Consider the following 21,958-nt stretch of genomic DNA (forward strand, 5'->3'; position numbering starts at 1 on the left):
GGGGAGTTGACATGGCTATCTACCAATACGACTCACTTGTGCCTGACATCCACGCCGAAACGTTCGTCGCGCAGGACGCCACCGTCATAGGCAATGTCACTCTGGAGCAGGGGGTCAGTATCTGGCCACAGGCCGTTTTGCGTGGTGATAACGAACCGATTCGCATCGGTCGGCACACTAATGTGCAAGAGGGAGCGGTGCTGCACGCCGACCCTGGATTTGCGCTGAGAGTCGGCGAGGGCGTCACCGTCGGCCATCAGGCCATGTTGCATGGTTGCACCGTGGGCGACGGAGCGCTGATCGGGATTCAGGCCGTTGTGCTCAATGGTGCAGTCATCGGCAAGAATTGCCTGGTCGGTGCCGGAGCCATTGTCACCGAAGGCAAGGTGTTCCCGGACAACTCACTTATTCTCGGCGCACCTGCCAAAGTCGTGCGTGAATTGACGCCTGAAGCGATCGCCGGCATGCACCGAAACGCCGCCGACTATGTCGTCAGAGGTCAGGCTTACAAGGACAAACTGATTCTGATCAGATGAACCCGTTGAGCAGGGTTCTGAAGGACCTTGCCTCTCTCCAATAATTACAACAATGGAGAAACATCATGGTCGCCATGACGACTGATATCGCGCTTGCGCGCAGCGAAGAAACGATTAACGAGCTGTTGCTCTATCGGCGCGTGGCCTGGCGCATTATGCCGCTGGCCATTATCTGCTTTCTTTTTTCTTATTTTGACCGGATAAACATCAGCTTCGCCAAGACCCAGATGCAGCAGGAATTGGGTTTGTCCGACGCGGCATATGGCCTGGCCGCGAGCATGTTTTTTCTTTGGTTACGTGCTATTCGAGGTCCCCAGCAGCATGGGTCTCAAGCGCTACGGCGCGCCTGCCTGGATCTGCCGGATCATGATCTCCTGGGGGCTGGCGACGGCGGCGTTAATGTTTGCCTACACGCAGTACACCCTGTACTTCCTGCGCTTTTTGATTGGCGTCATGGAAGCCGGCTTTGGCCCGGCGATCCTGTTCTACCTGGCGTGCTGGTTTCCCAAGAAGCACCTGGCGAAGATGAATGGCCTCTGGTTCCTGGCGGTACCTCTGGCAGGCGCTGTCGGCGGTCCGGCGGCGGGGATCCTGTTGGGCACGATGGACGGGGTGTTCGGTCTGGCGGGTTGGCACTGGTTGTTCCTGATGTCTGGACTGCCCTGCGTGGTACTCGGCCTTCTCGTGCTGTGGAAACTGGATCGAGACATTGAGTCGGCCAAATGGTTAAGCCGTAGCGAGAAGGACCTGCTGGCGGCCAACCTGGCGCATGACAAAACCAACCAGAAACCGGTCCTTGGTTCCTTGTGGCGTGTGTTGCCGATCATGGCGTTCATCTACTTCGTGATCAAGACTGCCTCATATGGCCTCAATTTCTGGATGCCGCATCTGATCAAATCCTCCGGTGTGCAGAGTCTGTTCTGGGTAGGGATGCTGTCGGCACTGCCGTACATCGTAGCGTGCATCGGCATGATATGGCTGACCCGGCGTTCGGATCGTACTGGCGAGCGCAAGACTTACCTGGTTCTGTGCCTGATGTTGGCAGCGGCCGGCTACCTGTTGGCCTGTCTGTTCTCCGAGTCGTCGTGGGCGCTGATGGCTGCACTTGTACTCGCTACCGCGGGCACTTTTATTGCGATCCCGATTTTCTGGACCATCCCGCAATCGACGTTCTCCGGTCTGGCAATCGCTACCGGGACAGCAGCAATCAACTCCATTGGCCAATTGAGCGGCATCGTTGCACCTGTGATGGTGGGCAAGATCAATGATATGTCCGGCTCCACCTACATGGGGATGCTCTCCATCGCACCGCTGATTCTGATCGCCTGTTTCGTCGTCATGCGCTGCGTCAAGAATCCTCGGCCGTGACGAGATTCCCAGTAATGGCCGGACGTACACATCTTTTTCCTCCCCATGTATGCGTATGACGGGCATGCTGATGTTTGAAGGGGCGAGTCGCGCAGGCTGTGATTTCGTGCTCCATGGCGTATTCCGAAAAGCTTTCAACTACCGTGAGGTTTCTTCACCCAAGTGTGCAAGCACGCCTGCTGCCTGCTTGTATTAAAAGTTGCCGACAAACTGCTTGGCACGGTGAACATTACTTTTAAAGTTCTTTGAGGAAATACCGTCATGGCTATGCAATCGCGGCTGAGCGAACTGACTGAAGCGTCCATGGATGAGGCTCAGCGCTCGGTGATCAAGGATATTCTCGCGGGCCCAAGGGGCAACCTCGATGGCCCCTTTCTGGCCTGGGTTCAAAGTCCGGAGCTGGCCTGTCACGCTCAGAAACTGGGTGCGTTCTGTCGTTATGGCACTCGGCTCGAATTGCGTCTGACGGAGTTGACCATTCTGTTTACCGCGTCGTGGTGGCAGTCCCAGGCCGAGTGGCAGATTCATGAGCCGATAGCGCGTGCTGCGGGTCTAACAGATTCGGTTATCGAGGCGTTGCAACAGCAGAAAGTCCCGCCATTTGTGCGTGAAGACGAGCAGTTGGTGTATCGACTGGGGAAGTCACTTTACGAGACACGGCGCATTGACGATGCCCTGTACGCGGATGCGGTCACAACCTTCGGAGAGCCGGCAGTCGTCGAACTTGTCGGGGTGTTTGGGTACTACGCGCTCGTGGCGATGACGTTGAATGTGTTTGCGGTTCGCCGCGATACCGATACACCGCTGCCATTCGTTGAACCCTGACAGAGTCACGGGACAGGGATTCCAACGTGCTGCGGGCGACCCTGGGCTCTGTACGAAAAGTGGCTGCGCTCGGTGATGCTGCGTTAAAAACAGGCTCAGAATGCTCATTTACAGCCAGTAGACTCCGCTTCCTCGCCTGTTTTTGCCTTGCCTGACCTTCGCTCGCCGACTTTTCGTACAGACCCTAGCACTGCTGACGCGGGCATGGTGGGTTGTACATCCCGCGAACATGTGATTTGGTGGGCAAGGGTGGAGTATCAATTTTCCCGTGTCCGGTTACTTCGCTTGCTAATCCTTGTGCTGATCAAATCTGAGGTTTCATGCAAATCGAGTTAGTGGAGATTCGCGACCATCTTCAACGTTTCGCACCTTTTGACACACTGCCTCAGGCCTCGCTCGATGTCGTCGCGCAACGTGTCGAAGTCAGCTACTTCAAGGCCGGTAGCGATATCCTCGAAGCGGGTGCTTTTATCCAGGATCTGCACTATGTACGCAGCGGGGCAGTGGAGGTCTATCGCCGCAACGGTGAGCTTTACAACCGCCTGGTGGAAGGCGATATCTTCGGCCAGGCAGGCTTGCTGCGCAGTAACAAGGTCCGCTTTCCGGCGCGGGCTCTGGAAGACAGCCTGATCTACTTTATCCCGGCGGATGTGTTCGCCCAACTGTGCGCGCAACACGATGCCTTTGCCGATTTCGTCGAGGCAGAAGGACACTCCAGGCTCAAGTCTGCCGTCGAGGCTCAAGGCCGTGCGAGCGAATTGACCCAGCTCAAATGTCGTGCACTGATATCACGGGCTCTGGTTTGGGTGACCTCCGACACCTCGGTCAATGACGCCGCAAAAGTCATGACCGAGCAAGGCGTTTCCTGTGTCGTGGTCATGGCGCCTGAGGACAAGGACGCGGCTAAGATGGTGGGTATCGTGACTGACCGGGACTTGCGTACTCGCGTGGTTGCCGCCGGGCGCAGTGATGTGAGGACGTCCATCAGCGCCATCATGTCCCGTGACCCGATAGCGATACAGGCAGACGACTCGGTGTTCGAGGCCATGCTTGTGATGCTGCGGCGCAATATTCATCACCTGCCAGTCGTCCACAAAGGGCGCACTCTGGGTTTGATCAATCTATCGGACATAATCCGCTACGAGTCCCAGAGCAGTTTGTATCTGGTCAATCGTATATCCAATCAGACGTCAGTCGCGGGCCTGTGCTCATTACTACGAGACTTGCGTGGCACATACATTCGCATGGTGCGTGACGGCGCAACCGCGCACATGATCGGCAGCGCGATTTCAGGCATTGGCCGCGCTTTTACCCAGCGTCTGATTGAGTTGGCGGAGAAAGAACTCGGCCCGCCGCCGGTTCCCTACTGTTTCATGGCGCTGGGTTCGATGGCGCGAGATGAACAGCTATTGGTGACCGATCAGGACAATGCTCTGGTGCTGGACGATCGGTTTGACCCTGTTTTGCATGATGGCTACTTCCAGAGCCTTGCCACGTTTGTCAGTGACGGTCTGGCAGCATGCGGTTATAGCTATTGCAAGGGTGGAGTCATGGCCACCAATGTTCAATGGCGACAGCCTTTGCGCGTGTGGCGGGGTTACTTTGAGCAGTGGATCGAAAAACCCAACGCCGAAACGTTGCTCAACAGCTGTATTTTTTTCGATCTGGACGGCGTTTATGGCCAGCTTGAACTGGTGCACGAACTCAAGACGTTGTGTGCCGAGAAGTCCAGTGTTCATCCTGGATTTCTGAATGCCATGGCCCGAATTGCGCTCAATCGAACGCCACCCCTGGGGTTCTTCCGCACCTTCGTGGTGGAAACAGACGGCCAGCAGAAGAGGATTATCAATTTGAAGGGCAGGGGCACTGCGCCGCTTACCGACCTTATCCGCATTCATGCGCTGGCTTGCGCCAGTACGGCGCAGAACTCCTTTGACCGCCTTGAGGCGATCAGCACAACCCGGCTCATCCAGCCCGATGCGGTGGAGCATCTACGTTACGCACTGGAATTTCTGTCGATGGTCAGAATCCGGCATCAGGCAGACGCCCTTGAGCAGGGCGCAACGCCGAACAATTACATTGAGCCAGAGCGCTTTTCCAACAGTGAGCGACATAATCTCAAAGAAGCATTTCAGGTCCTGAGCAATGCGCAGAACTTTCTACGGTTTCGCTATCCGGCCAAAGGGCGTCAGTCACAATGAGTGGGCGCAGTAGCGCCAGCAACCCTGAAAAACTGGACTGGGCCGCCCGGTTTCAGGCGCTGGCGCAGACGTCCAGGCACCCTTGCCTGAAGACGTTCTATCAAGCCGGGACCGTTGCGGCAGAGACCCCCATCGACCAGGTTCAACTGCTGGCCATGGATGTGGAAACCACCGGTCTCGACGCCCAGGCTCACAGCATTGTCAGCATCGGACTGATGCCGTTCACCTTGCAACGGATACAGTGTGGTCAGGCATTGTATTGGGTGATAAAACCGCCATCAGAGTTGAACGGCAAGTCGATTACGTTTCACCACATCACGCACACCGATATTTTGCATGCCCCGCCACTCACTGAGGTTGTAGACGACCTTCTCACTGCCATGGCCGGCAAGGTGATGGTCGTGCATTACCGAAACATTGAACGTGGCTTTCTGGATCAGGCGTTGCGCCGCCATCTGGGAGAAGGGTTGCAGTTTCCGGTCATTGATACGATGCAACTGGAAGCCCGAATGCACCGACAGAGACGAGGATGGTTTGATCGACTGTTGCGCCGTACTCAACAGTCGATCAGGCTGGCAGACAGTCGGGCTCGCTACAATTTGCCCAACTATCATGCTCACCACGCATTGACTGATGCCCTTGCGACAGCCGAGTTGCTGCAGGCACAGATAGCAAACCATTACTTGCCAGCAACGCCCATTGGGGATCTGTGGGACTGAGCTTTCATGAGTTCATAAAAAAAGGTGCGTTCGAAAACGCACCTTTTTTGCTCTACAACGTTCAGCGCTTCAGGATCGGGGCTCAGACATCAGGCCCTTGACCAGAGACACACATCCCAGCATCAGCACAATGGCAAATGGCAGGCCTGTGGAGACAGCCATCGCCTGCAACGCCACCAGACCACCTCCGAGTAGCAGCGCAATCGCGATGACACCTTCAATGACCGCCCAGAACACGCGTTGCGGAACTGGCGCATCAACCTTGCCACCGGCAGTAATGGTGTCGATCACCAATGAACCGGAGTCCGAGGAGGTGATGAAAAAGACGATGACCAGGACAATCCCCAGAAATGAGGTGATTTCCTTGAGCGGCAAGTGTCCCAGCATCGCGAACAGTTTGAGCTCGAGAACCGCGTCCTTGACCCCGACGAATCCCTGGACAGTGGCTTGATCAATGGCTGTTCCGCCGAACGTGGTCATCCACAGCACCGACACCAGCGTTGGCACCAGCAGCACCGAGACCAGAAACTCTCGCACTGTCCTGCCACGGCTGACGCGGGCAATAAACATCCCGACAAAAGGCGACCAACTGATCCACCACGCCCAGTAAAAGGCAGTCCAGCCTTGGGTGAATTCGGTGTCGGTTCGCCCGAACGGGTTGGAGAGTGCCGGCAGGTACTCGACGTAGTTCACCAGGTTTTTGAAAAAGCCGGAGAAAATCGCCAGGGTCGGGCCTACGACAATGATGAACAGCAGCAGTAGCAGCGCCAGCCCCATGTTGATCTGCGACAGCAGCTTCACACCCTTGTCCAGGCCGGACAGCACCGACCACAGTGCGATCAGTGTGATACCGATGATCAGTAGCACTTTGCTCAGGTTCGTGGACTCTATACCGAACAGGTACTCGATACCCGCATCGGCCTGTTCTGCGCCGATACCCAAGGACGTCGCCAGGCCGAACAGCGTAGCGAAGACGGCGAGGATATCGATGATGTGTCCGGGCCATCCCCATACGCGCTCACCCAACAGCGGATAGAAGATCGAGCGTATCGAGAGCGGCAAGCCTTTGTTGTACGAAAACAGCGCAAGCGACAAGGCGACAATCGCGTATATCGCCCAAGGGTGCAGGCCCCAGTGGAAGATCGTCGAGGCCATCGCCAGGTTTGCGGATGTTGTCACATCGCCTGCCGCGCCCGACAGCGGCGCCCAGTCGGTGCGGGCGCCACTGGCGTCAACGGTGATACCGTCCATTGACGCGGCATAGTGCGACATGGGTTCGGCAACACCATAGAACATCAGACCGATGCCCATACCGGCAGCAAACAGCATTGAAAACCAGCCGATGTAAGTGTGGTCTGGCGTGGCGTCTCTGCCTCCAAGGCGAACCTTGCCCAGCGGAGAAACAATCAGCACCAGACACAGCACAACGAATACGTTGGCCACGCTCATGAAGAACCAGGCAAGGTGCCCTGTCAGCCATTCACGAATCGAGCTGAAGAGGGGTTCTACTTCATTCTGCAGTGCCAGCGTCAACACGACGAAAAGCAGTATCGCAGCGGCCGAGATAATGAACACTTTGCCATGTATATCGAGCGAAAAAGAGAAATCGCCCTTTATGTTGTCCTGGCCGATGACGTAGTCGGTATCGATCAGATTAGCTGCTCCGCTGGGCGCGGGAATACCATCCTCACTGACGGGCTGAGGTTCGACGGGTAGAACATCCTTGGGGGTTTGACCCATGAGAGCCTCCTTGGTTAGGGCACGCTCTTGCGTGCACGTGTATTAATGCCCGCTGTTCCGAGGGTATAAACAGGTAGATGGTTCCCCGGCCGGGCAAGCTTTGGCGAACAAACTCGTCAACAATCTGGATAAGTTCCAACTGTTTTATGTACGCAGGGTGTCTATCGGCCTTTATTCAAAGTGCGGTGGCAAGCACGCTGGCAGCTTTCAACTGTGCGGTGAGATACAGGAACGCTCGAATGATCACTACCTGAATACCTGGAATTGCCAACAATCAGCCGAGCGTCAGTCGTTCAGCGATTCGGGCGCATAAGCACCAAAAAGATTCAGGAAGAACAGCTTCAACGTGTCCCACGTACGTGACCACCAGCCACCAGTTGCCTGAGCCTCAAGCGCAATCAGCGGACGGGTCGCCAGCTTCTCGTCACCCTCGTAAAGCGTCAGGCTGCCGACGACTGCGCCCATGGCGATCGGCGCAACAAGGGGCTCGTCGATAGTCAGGCGAGTTTCAGTTTTGCGATTCGGATTTTTCGGCAGCGTGAGCGAAAGGTCGTCCAGCAAGCCAACCGGCAGGGTGCGGTTTTCACCTTTCCAGATGAGCGGGTTTGCCAGCACCTGAGTGGCTTTGGCATAGGTTTGCGTGTCGAAGAAGCGAAAACCGTAGGTCAGGAGCTTTCCCGCGTCGTTGGCACGATTGGCTTTGGAGGATGAGCCAAATACAGCGGTAATCAACCGACGACCGTCTCGCACGGCCGAGGTGACCATGCAGTAACCCGCCGCTTCGGTGTGGCCTGTCTTGAGGCCATCTACCGAACTGTCGCGCCACAGCAGCAGGTTCCTGTTGGGTTGGCGGATGCCGTTCCAGGTGAAGTGTTTTTGCTTGTACAGCGAGTAGTAATCCGACTCATCGGCGATGATGGCCCGTGCCAGGTTCGCCATGTCTTCAGCCGACGAGTAGTGTTCAGGCGCGGGCAGGCCTGTAGGATTCAGAAAGTGCGTGTCCTGGAGCCCGAGTTTTTGTGCAGTGGCATTCATGAGGTCGGCAAAACTGTCCTCGCTGCCAGCGATATGCTCCGCCAAGGCAACGCTTGCATCGTTGCCTGAACCTATGACGATGCCACGGAGCAGGTCTTGTACCGGCACCTGACTGCGCGGGTCGAGGAACATGCGCGAGCCTCCGGTACGCCATGCGTTTTCGCTGACGGTCACCAGATCGTCTGCCTTGAGGCGGTGGGTCTGAATCTGATCGGTGGCGACGTAAACGGTCATCAGCTTGGTCAGGCTGGCAGGTGGCAACCGCTCATTGGGGGCGTAGCTGGTAATAATGTCACCGCTGCCAGCATCCATCAGTACCCAGGATTTCGCATTCAACTGCGGGGCTGGAGGGATCATGGGGCGGTAGAGGGCAGGAGCAGCCAACGCCGGTAAACCGTGAGCGCAAACCAGTGTCAGGGCGAGCCATAGTGTCGGGCGTTTCACGAACATAAAGCCTTGGGTCGTTGGAAGGGCCCGCCAACCTAGGTGAACGATCATGTCGTCTCAAATTAACCCGGATTAAATCTTTTTTAAGAAACTCTGTGGGTCCCCCTGGGTAGCGGGCAGTCCAGGCTGACTCGTGTTCCTGAACCGTTGTCACCGGCGTCTATGCTCAAGCCAAACCCGTGCAGATGTGCGATTGCCGCGACCAAAGACAGTCCAAGTCCGTTGCCGGGTTGCTGTCTTGTTGTATCGCCCCGATACAGACGCCGAATGACACTGCTGCGTTCTTCAACGGGAATGCCGGGGCCATTATCGCTGACTTCGATAAGCACGCTGTGTTCCCTGAGCACGCAACTCAGGCGGATTTCACCTCCCGCTTGAGTGAACTTGATTGCGTTATCCACCAGGTTCACCAGCGCTTCAAACAGAAGCGACACATCTCCCTGTAGGGTCGGGCAGTACCCGGCTGTCAGCAGGATCAACTGCTGACTTTTCTCATGCGCCAGGGGTTCGTAGAATTCGTGGACCTGCTTTAGCAGCGCATCCGGTTCAAACGTGTTGAAAGCCGAGCGTCGCCGGGTGTCCTCCAGTTCCGAGATTCGCAAAAGGCCCTGAAATCTGGACATGATGGACTCACTCTCTTCCAGTGCCAGATCAAGAATGTCGTTGTGTTCCCGTTGCAGTGGCAGTTTTTGCAATTGATAAAGCCGCGTCCGAAGCCGGGTCAGGGGTGTTCGCAGGTCGTGTGCGATACCGTCGCAGACACTTTTGACTTCCAGCATCAGCTTTTCGATGTGTTCGAGCATCGTATTGACGGCATTGGCAAGCATGTCCAGTTCGTCGCGACGATCAGAAAGCGGTAAACGTTCGCCCAGATTGCCCGATACGATGCGTTCGGTGCTGCGCTGCAATCTCTCCACCCGGCGAATGGGACGTCTGCGCAGTAGGTTCCAGCCTATCAGGCCGGGGATCAGGGTCAGCGACAACCCCCAGAACAACGCCTGCCCGATGATGCCTGCGACTGCTGCGATAGAACCGCCATCACGAGCCAGAATCAGAATCCTGCCGTCCGGCCGGTTGAGCCTGAGCGCATAGCTGCTGCGGGTTTCCTCGCTGGGCAATGCGATGCTCAAACCCCGCTCCAGATAATGAACCCGGCCGTCGTCAGCGAGGGTTGAGCGTAGCCTGAGCAGATCACCGGTAATGTGCCGGCCATCTGCTTCAAAAAGGCCATAGGCATCGATGCCTGGGACGGAATAGGCTTCGTTGCTGGCCAGCTCAGTCACCAGCGTGGCGTCGTTCACCTTTTGGTAATAAAGCGCGCGTTGCATCAGTGTGCGCTCGGCGACAGTGCCAAGATAGGCTGAGATCTGCCAATACAACACACCGGTAAACACGGCGCACCAGGCCGTGAAGAACAGCGCATAGACCCCGATCAGGCGGCTGTTGCTGGAGCGCCAGCGCTCAGTTTTTTTCGACCAGAACATACCCTGATCCACGAATCGTCTGAATGGCCGGGGCGCCATCAGCTTCTATTTTCTTGCGCAAGCGGGCAATGTGTACATCGATGATGTTGGTGCCGGGATCGAAGTGATAACCCCATACTTCCTGGAACAACATGGTGCGTGTGACCAGCTGTCCGGCGTTACGCATCAGGTAGGTCAACAGCTTGAGCTCGGTGGGAAGCAGGCTGATCGGCTCGCCGTCAAGCGTGACGGTTTGCGCTATCAGGCTGATGTGCAGGCCGCCAAAGCTGAGGCAATGATCAGCGTTGCCAGTCGCAGGCTCTCGAAGCAACACCTCCACGCGCGCGATCATTTCAACCATCGAGAACGGTTTGGTGAGGTAATCGTCGCCGCCTGAGCGCAGACCGCGTACGCGTTCGTCGATGTCTGACAGTGCGCTGATCATCAGAACCGGTGTTTGAATGGCCAACTGGCGTAACGTGCTGACGATGGTCAGCCCGTCGTAGTCAGGCAGCATGCGATCCAGAGTAATTACCTCGTGGCCACCGGCGATCGCCATGGCGAGGCCATCACGTCCGTTGTTGGCCCATTGCGTGCTGAAACCATGGGCATCAAGCTCGGCAATGATTGCCTGCGCCGTGACGTCGTCATCCTCGATGACCAATGCACGATTCATTCGGATCTCCGGGCTGAGAAGGGCGTGCATTCTAACGGCAACCGCCCGGTGAATCGGTGCGTCCGTCCGTTAAACTAAATTTTTCTTAATGCGGGTTAACACGGCCTGAACCGTTACCTGCTTTAGCGTGCAGGTTTTCCGCTACGAGGAATTGCCTGCCGTGCGCTTTTTATTCAAACCTGTCTTGTTGTCCTGCGTGTTGATGAATGCAGGCGTCAGCCATGCTGACGTTGCGCCTCAAGACTCACTGACACTGACTGTTCTCAGTTCCAGCGGTGTAACCGGCGCGGTGCAGGCCATCGCCCCTGAGTACAAAAAGGTCAGTGGCGTGACGCTGGACGTCAAGGCTGCACCGCCCCGTGGTCCAAGTCCGCTCGCGATTCCCAATCGTCTTGATCGCAATGAAGATGCAGATGTTGTGCTGACAGTGGGTGTGACAATGGACCGACTGATTGCCCAGGGTCGGGTAGAAAAGAGTACGCGAGTCGATCTGGGCAAGTCGTTTATTGCCCTGGCGGTGACTGACGGTGCGGTAAAGCCGGATATTGGCAGCATGGAGGCGTTTCGTGAGACTTTGCTCAATGCCTGTTCGGTTGCCTACTCGGGCAGTTCAGGTGGCGCGTATCTGTCTCAGTGGCTCTTCCCTCACATGGCCCTGGAACCGGGTTTCAAGCTCAAGAGCAGGGCCGTCGCGGACGAAGCGGTTGGCGAAGTCGTGGCCCGAGGCGAGGCTCAGTTGGGCGTTCAGCAATTGAGCAAGCTCATAGCGGTGCCGGGTATTGATATCGTTGGGCTTATTCCCGACAAGGCCCAGCAGATGATTCTGTATTCAGGCGCAGTGCTGAAAAGCAGCCCACATCCCGTCGAGGCCAAGGCTTTGCTCGACTATATGGGGTCTGCCAAGGGGCGTGCAGCGATTGAGCAAAGCGGATTGAAACCGATTCGTTAAAGATAGCCATGCCGTATCTGCCGCACCGTCTGCGTTGCGCCGGTTACCTGAATCCAGTCGTAATACCTGAAGTCGCCAGCATCAGCCGCCGCGCTGGATCTGCTCCAGTATAAGACTGTCGGTGATATTCATGTCGTCCAGCAACAGGAACATCTTGCTCAGCACCTCGGCCATTTTAGGGTCTGTGTCGGCGAACGGCAGGTAAAACTCCGTGAAGCGTGTGCCTGCGGGCACGATGCACAGGTAATTACCGGGTTCTATATGGATCGCTGCGCTGCCCAGATGAATACGGTAATTCGCCCGCTGGCCGGTAACGTGCAAAAAATGTCCTTCACATTGAACGTTGCGCAAACCTAGCCCTGCAATCAACTCGCTGACCAGTTCGGCGCGTCGTTGCAGGGTTTCGCTGCTGGTGCTGTAGCCGTCTGCAGCGTGGGCTACGGATACCAGCAAATCGGCGTCACGCATGACTTCCGAAAACAGCAGCGGTGGTACTTGTTCGAGGGGCATGGCCTTCTGGTCGCGGTAGAACGCAATCGTATCGAAGGTAAAGTGTTCCGTTTCCGAGAGATAATGGCCGGTATCCAGAAAGTTGAACAACGCATAGATGCCGTGTTCTTTGCTCTCGTAGTAGATGTCATCGACACTTGAAGTCGACCAGTTGCGGACCTGCAGCAACCGTGCAGCCACTTTGCCTTTCAGCCGGTGGCCAGCAAAACGGTTGGACCACAGGTGTGTGTCCCGCTCGGCAGGAGTCAGAAGGTACAGTTCGCGGAAAGCCTGCTTGAACGGCTGTACGCGGCGGTGACTTACCACTTCTTTCTGCCAGGCCGACAGTTGTCCGGCCGTGAACAGATGAAACGGGTGAGCGATACGCAGGTTTTTTTCAGCGATGTGTTGTTGGCCCTGAAGATCAGTCACGGTCAGGTTCGCAGCGTCGAACCAGCCCAGCGCAGCATCGTCGACCTGTACGATCAGTTGCTCCAGTAGCAGGCGAACCGCAGGCATTTTCAACAGCGGCTTCAGGTCGGCCGGCGCAAGCGTTTCGCCGCTGCTCATCATCGCCTCCAGAGTGCGGCAGAAGCGCGCAATCTGTTCCTTGAGCTGGGTCTGCTGCGCCTTGAGTGCGACGAAGTCCGGATGCTTGCGAATTGCGGTCGGTGCGGTTTTGAGCGTCTTCGCGGCTTTGCAGATGTGTAAAGTGGGCGACAAGCCTTCAATAACCAGCGTGATGTCATAGCCATCGATGTTGGCGACTGTCTGGGCAGTTTCGGCGATCTCCGACTCCATGGCCCATTCCAGGCGAATTGCCGAAGGGTAACCTGCGACGCATGCCAGATTTTCCAGTCCTGCCTGCACCGCCGCCTGGGAGTTGGCCTGTCGTTCGGCGCCGTATTTGCGCACCTCTTTATGCAGTTTCTTCAGCGTCATATAGCGCTGGCGTACGTCGTCTGAATCGGTTACGGGCAATACGCCGTATATGCGCATTGCAGCCTGGGCGTGGCGGGTCAATTTCTTTTCCAGCGCCGCTCGACCGATGCCCTGATAGGCGTTGAGCAGCACACGTGTCTCGGGGAATGCCCAATGCGACGGTTCGAGTGCAGCGAGGTAGTCGCGCAGGTGGTCCGGGTCAGCCTCGGCAAACGCCTTGTCCAACAGGTAGCGGTCGACCACACCCACGGTTTCATCCTGCGTGTTGGGCAAGTCACTCCCCCAGCCGGACTGAGGTGCCAAGGCGATGTTCAGATACTCACGTTGAAAGGCCTGCAGGTCACTCCAGCCAAGCGCGTCGAGGACTACTCGACTGGCTTGCCCTGCGTAAGGCAGCGCCGTCAGCAGGGTGTTTCTTGAAAAGCCGGTTAACGCAGCGAGCAGGTCTGCTGATTGGTTTCTGGGCAATTCCTGAAGCAACAGGAAGCGTTCGAGCACTGCGGCCGTATCACCGAAGCTGTCGAAAAAATCATCCGGCGTCATGCCCAGTCGTTCGATGACCGCCAGGGACTGTAGCAGCCAGCGGGTCTGAAACACCTCTACAGAACGGAAGGTGTCAGCCAGCTTCTCGGAGTTATCAGGTAAACCAGCCAAGGCGTCTTCGACATAGCGAACAGTGAAACTCGCCAGTTCTGGATGCACCTCAGCGTGCGCTTCAGCGCAAGCATCTTCGCTCCCGGACGACTCGACCTCAACGCCGCCATATTGAGGTGCCTCGTCGCCGGAATCATCCTCTTCGAACGCTTCATCGGCGTACCGATTCATGTCCACATCATCGCTGTCCAGCCCGGCGTCGCCTGAATAAAACAGCATGGCGCGGCCCCAGGTGTCGGCCGCCCGGACGAAGCGAGGGTAGTCGAGACGACCCGCTTGCAGCAGGCCCATGGCGATGCGCTCGATTTCCTTGTGCACGTAGACGTACGGGTCGGCGACTTTGCGCTGTCTATCGTCAAACGAGTGGTCTTCATCAGGGCAAGAAGAGGGCTGCACGCGGTTCCAGCTACCGTCCAGCAACCATTCGGCGAAGGTCTGCCAGGCCGGGGTAGGCGGGTAATTGCTCAGGCGATTGATGCAAGCCTGCACGTCAGGGAAGGCCCACGCCTGATCGGGATTTCTTCGGTAGCAGGCAGGGCCATCCTCGTCAGTGCGCATCGGATAGTCACTGTCCTCGAAGGCGAATTGCAGCATGTGTTGCAGTCGCGCGCAGATCTGCTCCAGCGCATAGGCGTCCGGGTGTGCAGTGATCCATGCGTCGCAAAGTCGGTATTGCAGTTCATAGCGCTGTTGATCGCGCCGATCTTCCAGATCATCCCAGACGGTGGGGAACGCAAAACCATCAGCCAGTGCTTTGGGGCAATCCTCGGGATGCTTTGTGACCCAGTCATCTGCTATGTGCAGCAAGTCGATGCCGTCCCAGACATCGTGTTCGAATTCGTCATGTCTGCAGAGCTCGGAATATTCATCCAGTGCTCTGTCGCAAAACGCGCGCAGCGCAGCGAGGCGGGTAACTTGTTGGGGCGCAGGGCGGCGTGATTGCATGAGGACATCCGGGGAAGTGAGCGACGAGGATCAACCGCCAATCAGCGGCACCAGACGGATGAACGCGAGGGTGGAAGGGGGGTTCAATTCGATCGATTCATCGAGTGTTTGCAGCATGACGCCGTTGTGCAGGATGCGAAACGCTCGGGTTTCAAAACCCTTCAGGGCTCGCTCGACCTCGACGCCGACATCCAGGTCCAGAGGAGCACTGGCCTGAGGCATGACTACTGCCCCTTCATGGGCTTGCTGAAGAATGTCCCGTTCGCTCAGGTATTGGCGATCGAGCACTTCACGGACCGACATGTCCTCAAGCCAGTGCTCGACTGTCAGGGCGGCGATCTGTTGGGCAACGGTCAGGCGAATAAGCTCTGCGACCGTCAAGGTCGAGGAGGTCGGAGTCAGGGTGACAGAAGGCAGCAAAGGTTCCTGGCGTGCACCTTTGAGGCAATAGCTATGAACCACCAACTCCATGACGCATTCCTCGCAAGCCAGGTCAGCCGGGCGGATGGCAGCGTAGCATATGGGCGTTACCTCATGGGCGGCTCCGCACCCCCGTTTCACCATCGAAAATTATAAGTTAATGACTAAAAAATCTTTTTCTTATTCCGGATGGCAATATACGGTCGGGTTCCAAAAACGGCGTTTTGACACGAGGGGATCCACAATGTTGCGTCTTGCAGCTTTGGCAGTAGCGGTTGCGTTCAGCGGGGCGGCATGGGCCAGGACTCCGGCAGATAAATTGATCGTGGCGCGTTCGATCGACGATATTGCCAGCCTTGACCCTGCTGAAAGCTTTGAAATCAGCGCGACCAACACATTGGCGAACCTTTACCAGCGTTTGTTGGAACCGGACCGCCAAAACCTTCAGTCCTCGTACCGGCTTTGGCGAAAAGCTGGCAGGCCAGCGAGGACGACAAGAGTCTGGTTTTTGAACTGCGCGAGGGCGCAGCGTTTGCGTCGGGCAACAAGGTCCGCCCGGAAGACGTGATTTACTCTTTCAAACGTGTGGTCAAACTGAACAAGACTCCGGCTTTTATTCTGGGTGAGTTGGGCTGGACAGCGGATAACATCGACGGCTTCCTCACCAAGGTCGACGACCATCACGTGCGAATCGCCTGGCCGGCCGGTGTTGGTAGCGAATTCGCCTTGAGCATTCTGTCCGCGACCCCGGTGGGCTTTATCGTCGATGCGGTCGAGGTTGAAAAACATGCCCAGGGTGCTGACCTGGGTAACGCCTGGCTCAAGACTCACTCCGCTGGCACCGGCTCCTATGCGCTGCGTTCTTATACCCCGCATGAGGCCGTCGTGTTGCAGGCCAATCCACATGCGGCCAAAACGCCAAAATTGAAGACAGTCGTTATCAAGAACGTCACCGACCCCGCGACCCGACGTCTGCTCGTGGTGCAGGGCGATGCCGATCTTGCCTACGATCTGGGCGCCGACCAGTTTAGTGCGCTGGAGCAGCAGAAGGGCGTGAGTGTTCAGCGTTTCCCGTCGTCGATGATCTATTACCTGGGTATCAACAGCGGAAACACTCAGGTGCCCGCGTTGAAGAACCCGGCGTTCTGGGAGGCTGCCCGTTGGCTGGTGGATTACCAGAGCATCTCCAGAGACCTGCTGAAAAACCAGTACAGCGTGCACCAATCCTTTCTGCCGGCGGGCGTGTCCGGCTCACTCAGTGATACGCCGTTCAAGCTGGACGTCAATAAAGCCAGGGACATCCTGAAAAATGCCGGCATTGCTGAAGGCACGAAAGTCGAGCTGAGCGTGTTCAACCAGCCGCCGTATACCGATATTGCGCAGGCCCTGCAATCCAGTTTCGCCAAAGCAGGGATAGACATTGCGGTAAGGCCATTAGTGGAAAGTGAGCTGTGGGCGAAAATGCGCAGCCGTGATTACCAACTGATCTTCACGTACTGGGGCATGGATTATCTCGACCCCAACCCCAATGCCAGTACCTTCACTTACAACGTCGCCAATGGGCCTAAAACCCTGGCCTGGCGCACCCAGTGGGATATCCCCCAGTTGAGCCAGGAAACGCGTGCCGCCGCCGCTGAGCGCGACCCGCAAAAACGCATTGCTCTGTATGGTCATTTGCAAAAAGCTGTACAGGACAGCTCGCCATTTGTGGTGGCGCTGCAAGGTCGCAACCAAGTGGCAGTGCATGAAGGGGTTGAGGGCGTGCTGCAAAACATCACGATTTCGCTCCCGTATTTTGATCAGGTGAGCAAAGCCAAGTGAGGGTGGGTGCTTCCCGTCGAGTACGCGTGGCCGGGACAGGACTGTTGACCCTGCTGGCCACACTGATTGGCCTGTTGTTCTTCACATTCTTGCTGACCACCTTGTCACCCGTGGACCCGGCTCTGCGCCTTGCAGGGGACCGCGCCAGCGATGCGGTGTTGGCCCAGGTACGCGCCGATCTGGGCCTTGATCAGCCCTGGCCCGTGCGCTTGGGCAGCTACCTCACTCATCTGGCTGAAGGCGACCTGGGCGTTTCCATTACCTCCAGCCAGCCGGTACTGGGTGATTTGAAGCGAGCCTTGCCCGCCACTCTGGAACTGGCCACCCTTGCGATTGTGTTGGGAGCAACCCTGGGCTTGTCATTGGGCCTGCTGGCCGCGTGGCGACCGGGTGGATGGGTCGACACTCTGGTGCGGTTGTGTTCGCTGATCGGTTATTCGGTGCCGGTGTTCTGGTTGGGCCTGCTGATGCTGCTGCTGTTTTACGCCACGTTGCAATGGACCGCAGGGCCAGGGCGTCTGGACGATGGTTTCTTGTACAGCATCGACTTGTCCAGCGGCTGGATGCTCTGGGACACCTGGCGGTCGAGTGAACCGGGAGCTTTTGGAAATGCCTTCTCGCATCTGGTGTTGCCCAGTGCTGGTGCTGGGCTTTCATGCCATGGCCGGTATCTGCCGTCTCACGCGCTCGGCACTACTCGGTGAAATGGGCAAGGAGTATGTGATTACCGCATTGGCCAAAGGTGCGGGGCGCGGTCGAGTCTTACTGCATCATGCGCTGCCCAATGTCGCAGGAACGCTGGTGATCGTCGTAGCTTTGTCATACGCCAGTTTGCTTGAAGGCTCGATTCTCACTGAAACCGTCTTTGCCTGGCCAGGTATTGGTCGCTATTTGACCACCGCGTTATTCGCGGCAGATGTGCCGGCGATCCTCGGGAGTACGTTGGTGATCGGTCTCTGTTTCGTGGTTGTCAATGGCGTTGCTGATCTGCTTGCAGGCCTGATCGACCCGCGCACCCGGGAGCTGCTATGAGTGTATCCGTGGTCTTCGACAGCGTTTTGGCGCCGCGCTGGTGGCGTCGTTCTCCTGCATTCACTCTGGGCGTTTCCCTGATCGGACTGCTGGTGCTGGTAGCGGTATGCGCACCTCTTTTGAGCGGCTTTGATCCTGATCATCAGAACATTCAGGAGCGCCTGCTGCCACCCTCGTCCTACCACTGGTTGGGTACTGACGGTTTTGGTCGCGACCTTTTTACCCGGCTGCTGTACGGCTCCCGCCCCACATTACTGCTGGTTTCCCTGGTGTTATTGCTGACCTTGCCGATTGGCGTGCTGGTAGGCGTCACGGCCGGGTTCTATGGTGGCTGGCTGGAACGCCTGCTGATGCGCATCACTGATGTGGTCATGGCGTTTCCACAGTTGGTACTGGCCCTGGCATTTGTCGCCATTCTCGGCCCCGGCTTGCTGAACGGTGCGTTGGCCCTCTCCTTGACGGCCTGGCCGGCCTTCGCTCGGCAGGCCCGTGCCGAGACCAGTGTGCTGCGCGACAGTGACTATCTGGCTGCCGCCCACCTGCAAGGTATCCGCGGCTTGCGATTGTTGGTCGGACATGTGTTGCCGTTGTGTCTGCCGTCGGTGATTGTGCGCGTGGCCTTGAGTCTGGGCGGCATCATTCTGGCAGCGGCCGGGCTCGGTTTTCTCGGTTTGGGCGTAGAGCCTCCGACGGCTGAGTGGGGATCAATGGTTGCCGATGGAAGCCGTGTGATCTTCGATCAGTGGTGGGTTGCTGCCGCACCGGGTATCGCCATTTTGCTGACGAGCCTTTCTTTCAACCTGCTGGGCGACGGCCTGCGCGACGTTCTGGATCCTCGCCATGCTTCGTGACGATAACCTGCTGGATGTGCGCGGCCTGCGCGTCGGGTTTCCCGGCTCTGGTGCTCAAATGAATGAAGTCGTCAAAGGCATCGACTTTACCGTGGGGACTGAAAAGGTCGCGCTGGTGGGAGAATCCGGATCAGGCAAATCACTGACTGCCCGTGCACTGCTTGGATTGGTCCCGCGCCCCGGGCGTGTTGCAGCAGAGCATTTGCGGCTGGGGGCTACTGATTTGCTGGGTCTGGATGAGAAGCAGTGGCAGGGCGTTCGTGGTACGGCGCTCTCGCTGATACTGCAGGACCCCAAATATTCGCTCAATCCGGTGCTCAAGGTAGGCACTCAGGTGGAGGAAATACTGATATTGCACACGCGGCTCAGTCGGCGGGAGCGTCGTGAAAAAGTCCTGGAGATGCTCGACGCGGTGGGCTGCCCAACCCAGCCTCTCTTTATGACCGATACCCTCACGAACTCTCTGGCGGCATGGGGCAGCGCGTCATGCTGGCGGCGATGCTGATCAACGGTCCGCGCTTGCTGATTGCCGACGAACCGACCTCTGCACTGGACAGCAGTCTGCGCGACCAAATGCTGGAGTTGATCATGGGCCTGGTGGAAAAGCGCGGCATGGGCTTACTGCTGATCAGCCATGATTTGCCGCTGGTAGCGCGGTATTGCGACCGGGCACTGGTCATGTACCGCGGTAACATTGTTGACCAGTGCCGGGCAGATCAACTGGCCAGCGCCAACCATCCGTATACCCATACGTTGTGGAACTGCCAACCGTCGGCGCTCAGTTATGGCCAGGTGTTGCCGACCCTTGACCGCAGCCGGCTGGAGACGCATTGATGAGCATCGTGAATATCGGTTCGCTGAGCGTCGGTTTCAAACGGGGCCTGAGTCATGTCACTGCATTGCAAGTCGAGCAGATACAGGTCGAGCCCGGTGAGTGCTTTGGGCTGATCGGGGGCTCCGGCTCAGGCAAGTCAACCTTATTAAGAGTGCTCGCGGGGTTGCAGCAGGAGTGGCAGGGCAGCGTGCAGTTGTTCGACCAACCATTGACTGCGCGACGAGCGTTCACTGGCACCTTGCGCAGGGATGTGCAGATGGTATTTCAGGACCCTTATGCGTCCTTGCATCCCTTGCACCGGATTCGCCGCAGTTTAAGAGAGCCGCGTCAGGTCAACGGTCTGCCGTTCGACGAGGCGAGCCTTGTTGCGTCACTTGATCAGGTGGGCCTGCCTGGTGATGTACTGGAACGTTTTCCGCACCAGTTATCCGGAGGTCAGCGGCAGCGCATCGCCATCGTCCGTGCCCTGCAATTGCGCCCCAGGCTGTTGTTGCTTGACGAGCCAACCTCTGCATTGGACATGACGGTCCAGGCGGAAATTCTCAACCTTCTGCAAGCGCTGCGTCGTGATACCGGCACTACCATGATCCTCGTCAGCCACGACATGAACACGGTTGCCCACCTTTGCGACCGCGCCCTGTTGATCAAGCAGGGACAGATCGAGCAAAGACTGGACAGGGATGGGCTTTCTGCACTGGCGCAACGTTGAAGGTTGCTCACTCATGCCGGCAGTGGATGGCTTTCTGGCTTGACCCATGGCCAGCGCAATGGCTTGCCGTGGATCACGCTCGGCTGAACAACAGTTTGAAGCCTGCGACTCCAAAAACCACCGCAAGGGCTCCTTCGATCCATCGGCGTGCCCTGCGATAACCTCGAATCATCGGGGCAGTGGAAAAAACGATAGCGTAGCCACAGAAGATGGTGACGCTCAACACGGCGCAGCCGCCCAGAATAACCGCAACCGTTTCAGGCGTCGCTTGCGGCCCCAGACCCAGTGTCATCGTGGCGACCCAGCCCAGTAGTGCCTTGGGGTTGGTCAAGTGCATAAGCAGGCCGCGTCGGAAGAGACTGAACCCTGAGGCCGCTGGCATTACGGTCAGGGCCTTCTCGATTCGCTCGTCAGATGTCATCGCAGAACGTGCTGCCTTCACGGCCAGGAACAACAGGTACGCTCCTCCCAGTATCTTGAGTACCAGAAGTGCCTGCGCGAATTGGAGCAGGATGGCCGAGACACCTGTAGCGGCCATCGAACCCCAGAAAAAAGAGCCGCTTATCACACCGGCAGCCAGCAGCAGTGCAGGCTTTCTACCCTGGTGCATGGCAACGCCCATGATGCGCATATTGCTGGGGCCTGGGCTCGCGGCTCCAACAATATAGGCGGTAAACACGAGTAGAAGGTGGTGGAAATCAAATGGCATGACAGGCCCCAGGCATGGTGCTGATTGACCAGTAGCTTACGGTTTCACACGCTGTTCGTCATGGTGTTGTGATGCCCGTCGTTCTGGACACCGTGATTTTCATACCATGATGTTCACGTAGAACGAATGGAGCCTTTTCATCAACGTCAGCCGCGCGATGCGTTGGGGAAGGATGTGGGGGTACGCGTGTCAGACCGGCGTCAGGCGCTAAAGACTATCCGGAACCCCAAAATATTTCTCCAGGCTCAAACCCTTGAGGTAGTGCTCCAGATCCCCTTCGTTCGCCTGAATAAAGCGTCCGTGCTCAATATCCATGATGTTGATCAAGGTCGCCTGATGCAGTGCCTCAATTCTGGCAGTGACTTCGGCAACGCGCTGCCCAATAAACGCATACCTTCTCGCATCACTTCACTGGCATTCTGATAACGGCCGGACTGCACCCAGTCGTGGATAACCTGTTCGTGGTGAGGGGTGAGGGGTGAGGACAACGTTTTGAACGAGCCCCATGAAAGACAGGACACCGTTCCCCCCTTAAGATAAGGGATAGGCAAACGGGTATGTTTATGACTAACAGCAACGATAAGGGTGGCGA

15 protein-coding genes and 4 pseudogenes are annotated in these 21,958 nt (G+C 57.2%); 11 read left to right on the forward strand and 8 right to left on the reverse strand.

What is annotated here, in order from left to right; all coding sequences use genetic code 11:
* Positions 1 to 11: 11 nt before the first annotated feature.
* From KDX37_RS15210 to KDX37_RS15230, 5 genes are all read left to right on the forward strand, one after another.
* Positions 12 to 536, forward strand: a complete 525-nt coding sequence (locus tag KDX37_RS15210; RefSeq protein ID WP_231653499.1) for a gamma carbonic anhydrase family protein — start codon at positions 12 to 14, stop codon at positions 534 to 536.
* Positions 537 to 857: 321 nt separating this feature from the next.
* A complete protein-coding gene (locus tag KDX37_RS15215; RefSeq protein ID WP_231653500.1) occupies positions 858 to 1,904 on the forward strand; it encodes an MFS transporter in 1,047 nt (348 codons plus the stop codon).
* A gap of 261 nt (positions 1,905 to 2,165) precedes the next feature.
* On the forward strand, positions 2,166 to 2,729 hold the full coding sequence (locus KDX37_RS15220) for a carboxymuconolactone decarboxylase family protein (protein ID WP_231653501.1): 564 nt from the start codon (positions 2,166 to 2,168) through the stop codon (positions 2,727 to 2,729).
* A 320-nt stretch (positions 2,730 to 3,049) separates the two neighbouring features.
* Positions 3,050 to 4,930 (forward strand): DUF294 nucleotidyltransferase-like domain-containing protein, encoded by a 1,881-nt coding sequence (locus tag KDX37_RS15225; protein WP_231653502.1) that lies wholly within the window; start codon positions 3,050 to 3,052, stop codon positions 4,928 to 4,930.
* Entirely contained in the window at positions 4,927 to 5,649 is a 723-nt protein-coding gene (locus tag KDX37_RS15230) for a 3'-5' exonuclease (RefSeq protein WP_231653503.1), read from the forward strand. The genes KDX37_RS15225 and KDX37_RS15230 overlap by 4 nt, the downstream gene beginning before the upstream one ends.
* Before the next feature lie 69 nt (positions 5,650 to 5,718).
* On the opposite strand, the gene KDX37_RS15235 is transcribed toward KDX37_RS15230, so the two are convergent.
* The 4 genes from KDX37_RS15235 to KDX37_RS15250 form a co-directional block, all read right to left on the reverse strand.
* On the reverse strand, positions 5,719 to 7,389 hold the full coding sequence (locus KDX37_RS15235; RefSeq protein ID WP_231653504.1) for a BCCT family transporter: 1,671 nt from the start codon (positions 7,387 to 7,389) through the stop codon (positions 5,719 to 5,721).
* Positions 7,390 to 7,674: 285 nt separating this feature from the next.
* Positions 7,675 to 8,874 (reverse strand): D-alanyl-D-alanine carboxypeptidase family protein, encoded by a 1,200-nt coding sequence (locus KDX37_RS15240; protein WP_406642357.1) that lies wholly within the window; start codon positions 8,872 to 8,874, stop codon positions 7,675 to 7,677.
* An 80-nt stretch (positions 8,875 to 8,954) separates the two neighbouring features.
* Positions 8,955 to 10,355, reverse strand: coding sequence for a sensor histidine kinase (locus KDX37_RS15245; protein WP_231653505.1), 1,401 nt, complete (start codon positions 10,353 to 10,355; stop codon positions 8,955 to 8,957).
* Complete coding sequence (locus tag KDX37_RS15250) at positions 10,333 to 11,010, reverse strand: response regulator transcription factor (RefSeq protein WP_231653506.1); 678 nt, start codon at positions 11,008 to 11,010, stop codon at positions 10,333 to 10,335. The genes KDX37_RS15245 and KDX37_RS15250 overlap by 23 nt, the downstream gene beginning before the upstream one ends.
* Before the next feature lie 160 nt (positions 11,011 to 11,170).
* Here KDX37_RS15250 and KDX37_RS15255 point away from each other — a divergent pair, with 160 nt between their 5' ends.
* Positions 11,171 to 11,959 (forward strand): substrate-binding domain-containing protein, encoded by a 789-nt coding sequence (locus KDX37_RS15255; RefSeq protein ID WP_231653507.1) that lies wholly within the window; start codon positions 11,171 to 11,173, stop codon positions 11,957 to 11,959.
* 81 nt (positions 11,960 to 12,040) lie between these two features.
* On the opposite strand, the gene KDX37_RS15260 is transcribed toward KDX37_RS15255, so the two are convergent.
* Complete coding sequence (locus KDX37_RS15260) at positions 12,041 to 14,989, reverse strand: DUF4132 domain-containing protein (RefSeq protein WP_231653508.1); 2,949 nt, start codon at positions 14,987 to 14,989, stop codon at positions 12,041 to 12,043.
* Between the two features lie 30 nt (positions 14,990 to 15,019).
* Positions 15,020 to 15,460, reverse strand: a complete 441-nt coding sequence (locus tag KDX37_RS15265) for a hypothetical protein (protein WP_231653509.1) — start codon at positions 15,458 to 15,460, stop codon at positions 15,020 to 15,022.
* 193 nt (positions 15,461 to 15,653) lie between these two features.
* Between KDX37_RS15265 and KDX37_RS15270 the strand changes: the two are divergent.
* The 5 genes and pseudogenes from KDX37_RS15270 to KDX37_RS15295 all read left to right on the forward strand — a co-directional run bounded on the left by KDX37_RS15270 (position 15,654) and on the right by KDX37_RS15295 (position 20,657).
* Positions 15,654 to 17,230 (forward strand): annotated as a pseudogene (locus tag KDX37_RS15270) (ABC transporter substrate-binding protein).
* 2 nt (positions 17,231 to 17,232) lie between these two features.
* Positions 17,233 to 18,262: pseudogene (locus KDX37_RS15275) on the forward strand (ABC transporter permease).
* Positions 18,259 to 19,113: an ABC transporter permease gene (locus tag KDX37_RS15280; RefSeq protein WP_231653510.1), complete on the forward strand. Its 855-nt coding sequence runs from the start codon at positions 18,259 to 18,261 to the stop codon at positions 19,111 to 19,113. The pseudogene KDX37_RS15275 and the gene KDX37_RS15280 overlap by 4 nt, the downstream one beginning before the upstream one ends.
* Positions 19,103 to 19,947, forward strand: a pseudogene (locus KDX37_RS29760) (ABC transporter ATP-binding protein). Before KDX37_RS15280 ends, KDX37_RS29760 begins: the two are co-directional and overlap by 11 nt.
* Positions 19,947 to 20,657, forward strand: coding sequence for an ABC transporter ATP-binding protein (locus tag KDX37_RS15295; RefSeq protein ID WP_231653513.1), 711 nt, complete (start codon positions 19,947 to 19,949; stop codon positions 20,655 to 20,657). The pseudogene KDX37_RS29760 and the gene KDX37_RS15295 overlap by 1 nt, the downstream one beginning before the upstream one ends.
* Before the next feature lie 73 nt (positions 20,658 to 20,730).
* Here the strand turns inward: KDX37_RS15295 and KDX37_RS15300 are convergent, their stop codons facing one another.
* Together KDX37_RS15300 and KDX37_RS15305 are read right to left on the reverse strand one after the other, a co-directional pair.
* Positions 20,731 to 21,366: a LysE family translocator gene (locus tag KDX37_RS15300; RefSeq protein WP_231653514.1), complete on the reverse strand. Its 636-nt coding sequence runs from the start codon at positions 21,364 to 21,366 to the stop codon at positions 20,731 to 20,733.
* 207 nt (positions 21,367 to 21,573) lie between these two features.
* A pseudogene (locus KDX37_RS15305) lies at positions 21,574 to 21,854 on the reverse strand (type II toxin-antitoxin system ParD family antitoxin).
* Positions 21,855 to 21,958 lie beyond the last annotated feature (104 nt).

The organism is Pseudomonas californiensis (genome assembly GCF_021147775.1).
GTDB classification, from domain to species: domain Bacteria; phylum Pseudomonadota; class Gammaproteobacteria; order Pseudomonadales; family Pseudomonadaceae; genus Aquipseudomonas; species Aquipseudomonas californiensis.